Origin of the sequence: Synechococcus sp. SynAce01 (genome assembly GCF_001885215.1) — a bacterium.
Taxonomy (GTDB): Bacteria; Cyanobacteriota; Cyanobacteriia; order PCC-6307; family Cyanobiaceae; genus Regnicoccus; species Regnicoccus frigidus.
Map to the genome: position 1 here is coordinate 1942991 of NZ_CP018091.1, position 13408 is coordinate 1956398.

Consider the following 13408-nt stretch of genomic DNA (forward strand, 5'->3'; position numbering starts at 1 on the left):
CGACCTGCGCGCCGGATCAGAGCTGGTCGAGGCTGTCTTCGATGGCGGCGTAGCACCGCTCCAGCTGGGCGTCATCGAGGCAGAGCGGCGGCAGTAGGTACACCACATGGCCCAAGGGCCGCAGGAAGACGCCATGGCCGAGGGCATGGCGCTGGATCTGGCGGCCAGCCCCGTTGAGATAGCCGGGATTCTCCACCTTCAGATCGAAGGCGGCGATCGTGCCGCGCAGGCGCGGGCGGCAGACCCGCGGGTGGCGCGCCAGGCGCAGAAGCAGCGGCTGATGGCGCGCTTCGAAGCTGCCGAAGAGCCCTGGGCGTGCTTCCAGCAGGCTCAGGCTGGCATTGGCGGCGGCGCAGCCCAGCGGGTTGGCGGTGAAGCTATGGCCGTGATACAGGGTGTGGGCGGGGTTGTCGCTGATGAAGCCCTGATAGAGGGCTTCACGGGCCAGGGTCACCCCCATCGGCAGGAAGCCACCGGTGAGCCCCTTGGAGAGAGCTACCAGGTCAGGTTGGAGGCCGGCGGCCTGGGCGGCGAACAGGGAGCCGGTGCGGCCGAAGCCGGTCATCACCTCATCGGTGATCAACAGGGCCCCAGCCTGGCGTACGCGCTCCTGCACGCCCCGCAGAAACTCGGGCCGCACCATCGCCATGCCACTGGCCCCCTGCACAAGCGGCTCGAGGATCACCGCAGCGGTGGGTACCGCCAGCAACTCTTCCAGTCTGGCCAGGGCCGCGGTTTCCTTGGCCTCCACCGCTTCGTCGTCCCACCAGCTGGCCGGCCAGGGGGCCCGGGCGACGGGGCAGAGCAGGGGCTCGAACGGGGCGGAGAACAGCGACCGCTCGCCCAGGGCCATGGCCCCGAAGGTGTCACCGTGATAAGCCCCCTCAAAAGCGATCAGCTGGCGCCGAGGGCTGCCTTGGTTCCGCCACCACTGCCAGGCGATCTTGAGGGCCACCTCCACGGCGGTGGAGCCGTTGTCGGAGAAGAACAGACGCTCCAGGCCGCTGGCGGCGCTCAGCCGCATCGACAGACGCTCGGCCTGGGGGTGGCGAAAGTTGGCGAAGATCACCTGCTCAAGCTCCAGGGCCTGGGCGGCGATGGCCGCGGCGATGCTGGGCTCCGCATGGCCGTGCAGGGTGACCCACCAGCTGCTGATCGCATCGATCAGGCGGCGGCCATCGGCGAGTTCCAGCAGGGCGCCACTGCCGCGAATTACGCGCAGCGGCGGCTCACTGCTCGCCACCTGGGTGGTCGGATGCCAGAGGTTGGGGTGCCAGGTTGAGGAAAGGCTCAACGGCAGCGGGGGTCGAGCTTGGCGGCCCTCGCATCCAGGGAGCAGTTGACCCACCGAACCGCTGCCATTTCGATGTCGGTGAACAGCACCAGGATCCCACCGCAGAGGAGGACGACAGCCGTGCTGACCAGCAGGTTGGTGCGTGTCATGGGGCTACGTTACAAGTGAGGCTCGCTGCCAGGCCGGAGTCGTGCCAGGCCGCAGCCAGGGTCTGGGCTGTGAGCGAGGCCAGCGGCGGCAGACAGCCGAGCACGGGGGCACCCGTCAGGGCCGCCAGGGTGCTGGGGTTGTCGGCATGGATGGGTCCGTTGAACACCAGGCCCAGCAGCGGGATCCCCCGCTGGGCCAGGGCCTCCACCGACAGCAGGGTGTGGTTCAAGGTGCCCAGGCCGCTGCGGGCCACCAGCAGCACCGGCAGTCCCCAATGGCGCACCTGGTCGATCTGAAGCAGGTCACGGCGCAACGGCACCAACAGTCCGCCGGCCGTCTCCACCACCAGGGGGGCCGTCCCGATCGGCAACTCCAGGCGGCTTGGGTCGAGCAGGTCGTGCTCCAGCTCGCCGGCCCAGTGGGGGGAGACCGGATGGCTGTAGCGGTAGGCCTCCGGCAGGATCCGCCCTTCCGCCTCGGCCTCACTGAGGCCCAGCAGGCGCCTGACCCGCTTGCTGTCGCCGCCGTCTTCGAGGCCGCACTGCACCGGCTTCCAGTAGCGGGCCTTCAGGCCCTGAACCAGCAGGGCGCTCACCACCGTCTTGCCCACATCGGTGTCGGTGCCGCAGACGATCAGCCGCTGGGTCATGGCAGGAAAGAGGAGGTCATGGCGCGGGTTTCTGCCCCACCAGCAGCAGCATCTCCCAGCTCAGGCGCTTGCCGCCACCCTCTGCAGCGGGGACGGCGGGCCAATGGGCCTCGATCCGGCGCCACTCCCCGGGCTGCAACGGGGCCACAGGGCTGGTGCCGGCCCCAAGGCTTCGGATCTGGCGCAGAAAGGTCAGGGCGCTCGGAGCCTGGCGGCTGAAGCGCAGGTGGTCGACGCGTTCGATCCGCAGGTGCCGGCTGGCCAGCTCCACCAGGCGGCTGGCCACGGGCAAGGGCAAGGCGCTGCAGGGCAGGCCAGCCGCCTGGGCGGCCTGGCGCCATTGGCAAAAACTGCCGGCCGTGGGAACCGCCAGGGCCAGCCAGCCTGCCGGGCCCAAAGACTGGCACCACCGCTCCAGGTGGCGCTCGGGCTGCTCCAGCCAGTGGAGGGCAAAGCTGGACACCAGCAGCGAGGCGCCCTGCAGTTGGCCGGGCAGCCCCAGGTTGAGGTCCCAGGTGAGCCGGTCGGCGGCCTGATCCAAGCCGAGCAGGGCGGCGCAGTTGTCCAGTCGCAGCAGGGCCAGGCCGGGACGCTGCTGTTCGATCGCCCGAGCCAGCAGGCCCGTTCCCGCCCCCAGATCGACGCAGGGGCCTGCCGGAAGGGGCAGGCCGCGGCAGTGGTGGGCCAGGCGCCATGCCACGGCCCGTTGCAGCTCTGCTCCGCGTTCATAGCGGCCTGCCTGGCGCTCGAAGCCGTCCCTCACCCGCGTGGCGAAATTCGAAGCAGGCCGAAGGGTAGGCTGGCTGCGCCCGGCGCTGCTCATCAGGGCCTCTCCAGCCAATCGAAGACCGGCTCCAACAGGTCGGCGCCCAGCAGGCTGTGGCCTGCCGTCTCGATCAGCCAGCGCTCGGCCAAGGGCAGCGACTGGCGCAACAGCAGGCGGCTGATCGGTGCCACGACCCCATCCTGACCGGCTTCGACGATCAGCACCCGGGCCTTGGCGGGAAATCCGGTTGGTAGGCCGCTGAGGGTTTCCATGCGGCGCAGGTCATGGAGCAGCCGCTGCGCGTTGATCGCTTCGCTGGAGTCGAGCCCCGGGCCGAGCGGCAGCAGGGCAGCTGACTCCGGTGCCGCCGCCTTGGTGAGGAAATCGCGCAGCATGGGCTGGGCGTCACCGGCCTCCAGCCGGGCGGCCATGCCCTGCAGGGCCGTGCGCCAACGCCGCCCACTCGGACCTTCCGGCACAAAGCGCCCGAAGCTGGCCAGCAGCACCACCGCATCGGCCTGCTGCAGCACCGCTGCCGACAACAGGTGCAGGCCGAGCGAGTGCACCATCACGGCCCGCCTACCAGCTCCTTCCTGGCCGGGGAGCCACTCAGGAGCCCGTGGCGTCAGGGGGCCATAACCGCGCTCCCCGCTGCCCCAGGCCCAGCCGCGCCGTTCGGCAGCGGCCTGCCAGGGTTGCCAGGCCCGGCTGTCGCCGGCCCAGCCGTGCATGGCGATCAGCTGCCATGGCGCAGGTTCCTGGCCATGATCTTGACCATGTTTCTCGGCAGCACCGGCACTCATGGCGCGCCTCGCTGGGGTGGTGCGCCCAGGGCCAGCAGCAACCGCTCCAGGCTTCCGGAGGGAAGATCGCGGCGCAGCACCAGCCGCAGCCTGGAGCTGCCCGTCGGCACGGTGGGCGGCCGGATGGCCACGCTCAACAGGCCGCCGCGCTCGAGCTGCTGTTGCAGGGCCAGGGCCCCATGGGCTGGGCCCACCGGCAGTGGCAGGATCGGGCCTTCCCCGGCTGGCCGCCCCCAGCCCGCCTGCTCCAGGGCCCGCCGCCAGTGGCGGGCGCGCGCCTGAAGCTGGCGGCCCATCGAGGGCTCCTCCTCCAGCAGTTCCAGGGCCGCCAGGGCGGCGGCGGCCAGGGGCGGGGCCAGGGCCGTTGAGTAGCGGAAGGCGCCGGAGGTCTGCAGCAACCACTCACCGATCGGACCATCGCCGGCCAGGAAAGCGCCGCCACTTCCGAAGGCCTTGCCGAAGGTGCCGCTGATCAGGCTGACCCCCGCCAGGCCATGGGCCAGGCCGCGCCCACCGGATCCGAGCACCCCAAGGGCGTGGGCCTCATCAACCAGCAGCAGAGCCCCGTAGTTCTGGCAGAGGCCGGCGATGACGGCCAGCTCAGGACTCGTCCCCTCCATGCTGAACAGGCTTTCTGTGAGCACGAGTAGCCGCCGCTGCGGATCCTCACGGCGCTGCTGTTGCAGCAGGGCCTCCAGCGCGGCGCTGTCGTTGTGGGCGAAACGCCGCAACCTGGCGCCGCTGGCGCGCACCCCAACCAAGAGCGAATGGTGGATCAGCCGGTCGGCCAGCACCAGGCTGTGGCGATCAGCCAGGGCGATCACTGCCGCCAGATTGGCCTGAAAGCCGCTGGGGAACAGCAAAACCCGCTCCCGACCGAGCCAGGCCGCCAGCCGCTCTTCCAGGGCGGCGTGGACGGGCCGGCTGCCGCTGATCAGGCGTGACGCTCCGGCCCCGATGCCTTGAGCATCGATGGCGGCGTGGGCCGCCGCCCGTAGTCGCGGATGGGCGCTGAGGCCCAGGTAGTCGTTACTGGCCAGGTCCAGCAGCAGGGGAGCCTGGGGCTGGTCGGCCTGAAGCAGGCCAGCTCCAGCGGGGCTGAAGCTTCGCAACTGGCGGCGCTGATCGGCGGGAAGCCTCTCCAGGGCTTCGCTCAGGGGAGAGAGGGGGTCGACAACCACGCGGCGAGCGGCCAGAACCGGGCATCGGCAGGGCCTTGCAGTCTGCCCAATCGGCCCGCTGCCCATAGAGTTTGTTCATGCTCACTGTCGGCTCCGACGCCCCACGCCCCGAGGCGGGGCGCGATTCACCTGCCCCCCTTGCGCCTGGGATTCCCTCGGCTGAGGTGCCTGCCCTTGAGCAGCTCTTTCCGTTTCCGCTCGATCCCTTTCAGCACGAGGCGATCGATGCCCTCAACCAGGGGCATTCGGTGGTGGTCAGCGCTCCCACGGGGTCCGGCAAAACCCTTGTGGGCGAATACGCCATCCACCGGGCCCTGGCCCACGGCCAGAAGGTGTTCTACACCACGCCGCTGAAGGCCCTCTCCAACCAGAAACTGCGCGATTTCCGCGAGCAGTTCGGTGCCGATCAAGTCGGCCTGATGACCGGTGATCTGAGCACGAACCGGGAGGCTCCGATCGTGGTGATGACCACCGAGATCTTCCGCAACATGCTTTACGCGGAGGTGGATCGCGGCGACGACCCCCTCGCCGATGTGGAGGCGGTGGTGCTCGATGAGTGCCACTACATGAACGACTCCCAGCGCGGCACAGTCTGGGAAGAATCGATCATTCATTGCCCACCGGCGGTGCAGCTGGTGGCGCTCTCGGCCACCGTGGCCAACGCCGGCCAGCTCACCGACTGGATCGAGCGGGTGCATGGCCCCACCACCCTGGTGATGAGTGATCACCGGCCGGTGCCCCTGGCCTTCAGCTTCTGCAGTGCCAAGGGGCTGCATCCCCTGCTCAACGACGAGAAGACGGGCCTGCATCCCAACTGCAAGGTGTGGCGCGCTCCAAAAGGCGAGCGTCGCAAGGGCAAGAGTTCGAGACCACCCCAGCCGGAGGCCGCCCCCCTGCCCTTCGTGGTGGCCCAGATGGCCGAGCGCGACATGCTGCCGGCCATCTATTTCATCTTCAGCCGCCGCGCCTGCGACAAGGCGGTGCGCGACCTCGGCCGGATCTGCCTGGTCAGCGAGGCGGAGCAGGCGGTGATCGACCGCCGCCTTGACGCCTTCGTGGCGGCCACGCCTGAGGCGGTGCGGGAGGGCGGCCACGCCGACGCGCTCAGGCGGGGGATTGCCTCACACCACGCCGGGGTGCTGCCGGCCTGGAAGGAACTGATCGAGGAACTCTTCCAGCAGGGGTTGGTCAAGGTGGTGTTTGCCACCGAAACCCTGGCGGCCGGCATCAACATGCCGGCGCGCACCACGGTGATCTCGGCCCTCTCGAAGCGAACCGAGCGGGGCCACCGGCCGCTGATGGGCAGTGAGTTCCTGCAGATGGCGGGCCGGGCCGGGCGGCGTGGCCTAGACGTGCAGGGCTATGTCGTCACGGTGCAGAGCCGTTTCGAAGGGGTGCGTGAAGCCGGAACGCTGGCCACCAGCCCGGCTGATCCGCTCGTGAGCCAGTTCACGCCCAGCTACGGCATGGTGCTCAACTTGCTGCAGCGCTATGAGCTGGCCAAGGCCAAGCAACTGGTGGAACGCAGCTTCGGCCGCTACCTGGCCACCCTCGATCTGCTCGACGACGAAGCCCGCATCCTGGAACTGCGCCAGCAACTCGACACGCTCAGTGGCCCGGTCAGCGATGTGCCCTGGGAAGCCTTTGAGGTTTATGAGAAACAGCGCGAGCGGCTGAGGGAGGAGCGGCGCCTGCTGCGCATCCTGCAGCAGCAGGCCGAGGAGACCCTGGCCAACGAACTCACTTTGGCCCTGCAGTTCGCCAGCGAAGGAACCCTGGTGAGCCTCAAGGCACCCCAGCTCAAGGGCCGGGTCACCCCGGCGGTGATCGTTGAGAAGCTGCAGGGTCCGGGCCAATTCCCCCTGTTGCTCTGCCTCACCGACGAGAACGTCTGGATCCTGGTGCCCTGCCAGGGCGTGGTGAGCCTGCATGCCGAGCTGAGTTGCCTGCAGGTGGGCCAGGCTGCGGCGCCCGAGCTGCGCCATGCCGGTGAGTTGCGCCACGGCGATCAGGCCAGTGGCGGCCTGGCCCTGGCGGTGGGCTCGATGGCCAGCCGCCACGACATGGTCACCCCCCAGTACGACCTGGCTGGTGAGGTGCGCAGCCAGGCCGAGCTGGTGGCGGAACAGGAGAGGGAACTCGAGCTGCACCCCGCCCACCGCTGGGGAGACCGCCGCCAGCTCAAGAAGCAACGGCGGCGCATGGAGGAGCTGGATCTGGAGATCGAGGAACGCCAGCGCCTGCTGCACCATCGCTCCAATCGCCATTGGGACACGTTTCTCTCCTTGATCGAGATCCTGCGCTTCTTCGGTGCGCTCGATGGCCCCGATGGCCTCGAGCCCACCGAAGTGGGCCGCACCGTGGCGGCCCTGCGTGGTGATAACGAGCTCTGGCTGGGCCTGGCCCTGATGAGCGGCCACCTCGATGCCCTCAACCCGGCCGAGCTGGCCGCGGTGTTCGAGGCGATCAGCACCGAAGTGAACCGGCCGGATCTCTGGAGCGGCTTCCTCTCACCGCCCCTGGCGGAAGAGGCCCTGCACGATCTCGGCGGGCTGCGCCGCGAGCTGCTGCGCCAGCAGGAGAAGGCCGGGGTGGTGGTGCCGGCCTGGTGGGAACCGGAGTTGATGGGTCTGGTCCATGCCTGGGCCACCGGCACCAGCTGGAGCGACCTGATCGCCAATACCTCCTTGGATGAGGGCGATGTGGTGCGCATCCTGCGCCGCACCGTCGACCTGCTGGCCCAGGTTCCCTATGCCGAAGCGATCAGCGCCCAGCTGCGCACCACAGCCCGCCAGGCCCTGCGGGCGATCAACCGCTTCCCGGTCTGCGAACTGCAGGATTCAGCGCCCGCTCCGCCTGCCACGCAGGATCCGATGTTATCTGGTAGTTGAGCATGGACCATTTGCAGCTGCTGGAATCCGGTTGATTTGCCTGCAACATCCGTCCCGATTCTTTATTTGAGTGGAGCGTCACTCAAAAGTTAAAATTAGAAAAATAAAGGTGAACTGGCGACTATCAAGCATAGCGAACAAGTCAATGATCGCTTCTTCTGATGACGCCAAAAACTCTCTGCAGAATCTTCAGCGATAGCTGGCAGGCTGGATATGGCAAGATCAACAGTCTTCGAAGTCAGTCTGAAAGGTCTGGTCTGCTTATTGGCCTTGTTATTGATCTTGGCGAAACCGATCCAATTCCAATAGGTAATCTGCTTGCCTGCCTCCTGATCAGGCCGGTCATTAGTGAGACAGTACCAAGATGAGACAGTACCCAGCTTTCTAGGCTTGATGCCTCTTTCCGTGGGTGATGGTCTGTTGGAAGGCAAACTTCCTATGGATCTGTTGGTGGCTTAGACGCGATGATCTTAAGGGCAGTACTAATGAATGGCGTACAGCGCCAGAACGGTTTCTCGTTGACTCACACCCCTGACTTTGGGCCGATTCCATGCTCCGCTTCCTCCACACGGCTGACTGGCAGCTTGGCAAGCCCTATGCCCGCGTCAGCGATGCTGACAAGCGGGCCCGTCTCAGGCAGGAGCGGCTGACTGCCATTACCCGGCTTGGGTCTGTGGCGCGCCAGCAGGGGGCGGCCTTTATTGTGGTGGCTGGGGATCTCTTCGATTCTCCCCAGCCCACCCGCGCAGACGTGTCGGCGGCCTGCAGTGCCATTGGAGCCCTGAAACTTCCGGTTCTGGTGATCCCTGGCAACCACGACCATGGCGGTGCCGGCAGTCTGTGGCAGGAGGCCTATTTCAAGGAGGAGCGAGCCCAGCTGGCTCCCAACCTGCAGGTTCTGCTGGACCGCCAGCCCTTTGCATTGGGCACGATTGGGCTGGCAGGTGGCGTAGTGCTGCCCTGTCCGCTGCTGCGCAAAGCCGAGCCCCTGGATCCCACTGCCTGGTTGCGACATCTCGACTTTTCGCCCTGGGTCGATCAACCACGCATCGCCATCGCCCATGGTTCGATCCAGGGCTTTGGGGCACTCGAGAGCTCCGACACCGACGACGAGAACCCACCGGTGCCCACCAACCGCATCGATCTGTCCTCCCTTCCCGCCGCCGAGATCGACTACATCGCCCTCGGCGATTGGCATGGGCTCAAGCAGGTGGGGCCGCGGGCTTGGTACGCAGGCTGTCACGAGATGGACCGCTTCCCCCGCTCCGCCGATTACTGCTCCGGTCAGGTGCTGGTGGTGAGCGTTGCCCGTGGCGCCCTCCCTGATGTTGTTCCGCTGCCCACGGGCGGCCTGCGTTGGCACCATCTCCACCATCGCTTCAACAGTGACGACGATCTCGGGCGTCTGGAGCAGTTGCTGCGCGAGGCGATCGGTTCGCGCAGCAATGAAGATCTACTGCTGCTCGAACTCGACGGCAGCCTCAGCCTGGCGATGGCAACCCGGTTGCAGGATCTGCTGGAGCGCCTGGAGGCCCGGCTGCTGCGGCTCAAACGGCGTGATCGCACCAGCGTTGCCCCCGATCCAGCCGAGTTGCGCCAGCTCACCGAGCGCGCCGGTGATCCACTGGTCGCTCGGGTGGCCCAGCGGCTGCAGCAACTGATTGAAGCCGGCGAGGGCGGTGGCGATTCCGCTGCTGCTGATGAGCTGGCCCGCATGGGTCTGCGTGAGTTGCACCGCGCTTGCCTAAGTGGCCATGCCGAAACGGCTGGCTCCCCTTAGACCCGCAGCCATCACCACCACGCCTCACGGCTCAGACCGGAGAGAACCAACCCCATGCGCCTGCTCTCTGCTCGAGTCCGCGACTACCGCCTCCACCGTGATCTGGCGTTGGCGTTCGATCCACGATTCACGGTGATTGCTGGCCCGAACCAGTCCGGCAAGAGCACCATCGCCGAAGCCCTCCACCGCGCCCTGTTCTTGCCGGTCAAGACCGGCGGCAGCGTGCTTGATGCGATGAAGAGCGACCCTTTCATGGCCGATCCCGAGGTGGAATTGGCCTTCAGCTGCGCCGGTGACAGCTGGGTCCTGCGCAAACGCTTTGCCGGCACCCGGGGCAGCGTTTCGCTGCAGGATTCCGGAGGCCGGAGCCTGCAGGGAGAGGCGGCAGAGGAACGGCTGGCCCAGCTGATTGGTACGGCAGCTGTGGCCCGCACCCGTGCGGCGGCTGAGCAGCTCAAGGAACGTTGGGGGCATTTGTGGGTGTGGCAGGGATCCTCCAGCGACAACCCTCTCGGCCTGCCCAGTTCCAGCTACGACCATGACCGCTTGGTCGAGCGGCTGCAGGCCGGTGCCGACCTGGGGGTGCAATCGCCCCTTGATCTGGCCGTGCTCGACGACATCCAGAGGCGCTGGGCTGAGGTGTTCACAGCCGGAGGCAGCAACCGCACACCCCAGGTGCGCAAGGGATCAGCCCTGCAACGAGCCGCCGCCGCCGCCGCTGCAGCCCGCAATGATCTCAAGGACATCGAGGACAGCCTGCAGCAGCAGCAGGGGTTCCAGCAGGCGTTTGATCAGGCTGTCGACATTCAGGTACGCATGGCTTCTGAGCTGCCCCGCTGCAGCGAAGAGCGCCAGGCCCTTGAAGGCCGCCTGCGCCGCAGCCGGGAACTGATCACCCGTGTGAACCAGGAGCGCCCTGTGCTAACGGGTCTGCGCAAAGAGTTTGACGATCGCGTGGCCGACAGGGACCAGCTGGACCACCAGCGCAAGCAGGCCGCAGCGCTCGAAGCTGCTCTGGCTCCGAAGACACGGCAGCAGGTTGATCTCAACAGCCGGCACCGAGCCGTTGAGCAGCAGCGTCAGTTGGCCCGCGGCCAGCTCGAAAGCCTGCGGCAGGCCAGTGCAGAGCGCACGGCTTGGGCAGAGGGGATCGAGCAACGGCTGCGTTGGTCCCGCCTCGAGCAGCGCCGGCAGCAACTTGCCAGCCGTCTGCGGGCTGGCGAGCAGCTTCAGGCGAATCTGGCGTCGCTGGAGAAGGATCTCGCTCTGCTCCCGGGGATCGATGCACAGGCGGTGGATCGTCTGCGCCAGCGGCAGCAGGCGCTGCAGGCTGCCCGGGTCAGGGCCGAGGCGATGGCCGCCGGCATCGAGGTGATCCGCGCCGGCCAACCGGTGCGGATCAATGGGGACCTGTTGGCGAGTGGCGGCACCAGGACGCTCTCTGCCACCGCCGTTCTTGAGGTGGGCGACAACGTCGAGCTGCGCTTGGTCCCGGGAGGAGGAACAACGGCCGCCGAGGCCCAGCAGCAGCTGGAGGCGAGTGAGGCCGCCCTCAGCAAGGAGCTGGCGCGCTGGCAGCTCGACTCCGTGGATGCCGCCGCCACAGCGGAGCGGCGTCGCAGCGACCTGCTGGGTGAGCGGGAACGGCTGCTGGAGCAGCGCGGTGCAGAGGATCCGGCCTCCATTCGTCAACAACTGGATGAGTTGCGGGAGCAGATGGATGCGCACGCCGCTGACTTCGCCCCTACCAACGCCAACGCCAACTCCAACTACAACGCCAACGCAGACTCCAACTCCGATTCCGACTCAGGCCTCGATCAGGACCCTGAGACTCTGATGGCCCGGCTGGAGTCCGACCTGCGGATCGCCCGGATCGCCAGGACGCAGGCCCTCGATGCCGAGCAGCGGCAGCTGCATTTTGTCCAGGAGGCCGAGAGCGCGCTCGATTCGCTTCTGAACGCGCTCAAGTCCGCCGACTTGGCCCTCAACGAGAGTCGGAACCAGCTGCTTGAGGCCAGGACCCGAATCGATGCCGTGTTGCAGCGCCGCGGCTCTAGCGAAGCCCTGGCGGCTGAAATCGCTGGCCTGGATGAACGCCGCCAGCGTGGAGCGGCCCAGCTCAGTGAGCTTGAGGCGGAATTATCCGCTCTGGCTCCGGAGGACCTGCAGCGCCAGGCCCAGGCTCTGGATCGAACCATCCGCTCGCTGCAGCAGCAGGAACGGGAGGCGAGCGAGGCCCGCATCCGCGCCGAGGGGAAGCTGCAGGGCGATGGGCAGGTGGATCGCCAGGCTGAGCTGGAGCAAAAGCAAGCCGATCTGGAGTCGCGGCTTTCCGAGCTCGAGCGCCTCCAGAAGGAGGCCGACATTCTCTCGCTGCTGCGGCGTTTGCTGGAGGAAGAACAGAACGCCATGGCCAGCCAGTACGCCGCGCCTCTGACCAAGCGCATTGGCGCCTACCTGGCCCATGTCTTCCCGGAGGCTCCGCGCGCGAGCCTGGCCTACGACGCCCGCGGCGGCTTCGGCAGCCTTCGGTGGCGCCGTGGCAACGAGGCGGCCTTTGCCTTCGAGCTGCTCAGCACCGGTGCCCGTGAGCAGTTCGCTGCCGCCCTGCGGGTGGCCATGGCCGAGGTGCTGGCGGAGGCCTACGACGGCAGCCTGCCCCTGGTGTTTGACGACGCTTTCGCCCATTCCGATCCAGAGCGCCAGGCCGGCGTCCAGCACATGCTGCAAGAGGCCGCCGACCGGGGGCTGCAGGTGATTCTGTTGACCTGTGATCCGGCCTCAACCATGGCGATTGAACCGGCGGGCCGGGTGTGGTTGGGCGGGGCTGGCTCCCCGATGCCGTAGCCGCCTGCTGCGCCAGTTCAAGATGGCCGGGAAGGCGACCGGATGCCATGCCCTGGTTCGTGAAGCTCGAAGAAGGCGTGGTCGACCGCGCCCGCTTCGATCGTTTTCTCCCCGACCATCTCACCTGGGTCAGGGAGCTTGAGCGGCTGGGCCATCACCCGAGTACGGGCTACTGGCGCGAGTCACTCGGCAGGAATGGCAGCGGTGCCGGTGGCATGCTCCTGTTCCAGGCCCATGATTTTGCAGAAGCCGAAGCGATCGTGCGCGGCGACCCGCTCATCGCCTCTGGCTGCGTGAGCTGGATCTTGCATGAATGGCGGGTCGTGGCGGGGGAACTGGGCCGTGGCAGAACGCCTAATGGCGAGCCAAAGTCAAAGCCAGACTCAAAGCTAGAGCCAGACGCAGAGCAGAAGTCTTGAGCTGATTCAGCTGCTCTTCGCGGCCCTGCCGAGCCCGTCGCTGCCTGCGCCGAAGAAGCTGGCCAGGCTGATCCCCGCCTCGTGGGCCGCCACGGTGACCTGCAGTTTCTGGTCCTCATCGAGCCCATCCCAGAAGGCGTGGAAGAGATCGAGCGAGGCCTTGCCGGCCCCCACGGCCCCCAGCAGCGAAAGGGGGAAGGCCAACCAGGGGAAAACCAGCAGCACTACGGAAAGCACCGCTCCGACGGCAACGCCGGTTTTGGCTGTTTCCAGGCTGGTGCTGAGGATCAGTTTCAACTGGGTGGCGCGGTCGATCTCACCTCGCTTGCGCAGGGCCTCGGTGCGCAGGGCGGTGAGCAGGGCCTGGTAGATCGCATAGGTGAGCACCCCACCGACGGTGGACTCGGAGATGAACTCACCACCACCGAAGGCACCGCCGTTGGCGTTGAGATCGACGCTGGCAAAGCCCGCCAGAGGAGCCACCTCCCAGCCGGCGCGTGGAATACGAAAAGGATCCTGTTCGCGGGACATGGCGGAGCTGCTAAGACGATAAGTCTGCTTCAAATCCTGCCGATTGGGCTGGCAACCGACGGACTGGCCTGCAGAACCTCTCGGAATAGGATGGATT

Annotated in this window: 11 protein-coding genes; 4 read left to right on the forward strand and 7 right to left on the reverse strand. The window is 67.3% G+C overall.

The genetic code is table 11. From position 1 onward, the window contains the following. Positions 1-16 precede the first annotated feature (16 nt). From bioA to BM449_RS10190, 6 genes are read right to left on the reverse strand one after another with little or no spacing between them, the layout of a single operon-like run. Positions 17-1294, reverse strand: coding sequence for an adenosylmethionine--8-amino-7-oxononanoate transaminase (gene bioA / locus BM449_RS10170; protein WP_233830651.1), 1278 nt, complete (start codon positions 1292-1294; stop codon positions 17-19). Beyond that, on the reverse strand, positions 1291-1443 hold the full coding sequence (locus BM449_RS15030) for a hypothetical protein (protein ID WP_162922868.1): 153 nt from the start codon (positions 1441-1443) through the stop codon (positions 1291-1293). Before BM449_RS15030 ends, bioA begins: the two co-directional genes overlap by 4 nt. Next, entirely contained in the window at positions 1440-2093 is a 654-nt protein-coding gene (gene bioD / locus BM449_RS10175) for a dethiobiotin synthase (protein WP_071801122.1), read from the reverse strand. The genes BM449_RS15030 and bioD overlap by 4 nt, the downstream gene beginning before the upstream one ends. A 16-nt stretch (positions 2094-2109) precedes the next feature. After that, positions 2110-2916 carry a hypothetical protein gene (locus BM449_RS10180; RefSeq protein ID WP_071801123.1) on the reverse strand — a complete coding sequence of 269 codons (807 nt, stop codon included), beginning with the start codon at positions 2914-2916 and terminating at the stop codon, positions 2110-2112. Further along, the gene (locus BM449_RS10185; RefSeq protein ID WP_083544508.1) at positions 2916-3662 is read right to left on the reverse strand and encodes an alpha/beta hydrolase; all 747 of its coding nucleotides are present in this window, start codon (positions 3660-3662) and stop codon (positions 2916-2918) included. Before BM449_RS10185 ends, BM449_RS10180 begins: the two co-directional genes overlap by 1 nt. After that, complete coding sequence (locus tag BM449_RS10190; protein WP_233830653.1) at positions 3659-4843, reverse strand: aminotransferase class I/II-fold pyridoxal phosphate-dependent enzyme; 1185 nt, start codon at positions 4841-4843, stop codon at positions 3659-3661. The genes BM449_RS10185 and BM449_RS10190 overlap by 4 nt, the downstream gene beginning before the upstream one ends. A gap of 77 nt (positions 4844-4920) precedes the next feature. Between BM449_RS10190 and BM449_RS10195 the strand changes: the two genes are divergently transcribed. The 4 genes from BM449_RS10195 (at position 4921) to BM449_RS10210 (ending at position 12780) form a co-directional block, all read left to right on the forward strand. Then, positions 4921-7734, forward strand: coding sequence for a DEAD/DEAH box helicase (locus BM449_RS10195; protein WP_083544509.1), 2814 nt, complete (start codon positions 4921-4923; stop codon positions 7732-7734). 550 nt (positions 7735-8284) lie between these two features. Beyond that, positions 8285-9514, forward strand: a complete 1230-nt coding sequence (locus BM449_RS10200; protein ID WP_071801124.1) for a DNA repair exonuclease — start codon at positions 8285-8287, stop codon at positions 9512-9514. Positions 9515-9568: 54 nt separating this feature from the next. After that, on the forward strand, positions 9569-12361 hold the full coding sequence (locus BM449_RS10205; RefSeq protein WP_071801125.1) for an AAA family ATPase: 2793 nt from the start codon (positions 9569-9571) through the stop codon (positions 12359-12361). 47 nt (positions 12362-12408) lie between these two features. Further along, positions 12409-12780, forward strand: a complete 372-nt coding sequence (locus BM449_RS10210; protein ID WP_071801126.1) for a YciI family protein — start codon at positions 12409-12411, stop codon at positions 12778-12780. 6 nt (positions 12781-12786) lie between these two features. Here BM449_RS10210 and BM449_RS10215 read toward each other — a convergent pair whose 3' ends face one another. Beyond that, on the reverse strand, positions 12787-13311 hold the full coding sequence (locus tag BM449_RS10215; RefSeq protein WP_071801127.1) for a hypothetical protein: 525 nt from the start codon (positions 13309-13311) through the stop codon (positions 12787-12789). Between the last annotated feature and the right edge of the window lie 97 nt (positions 13312-13408).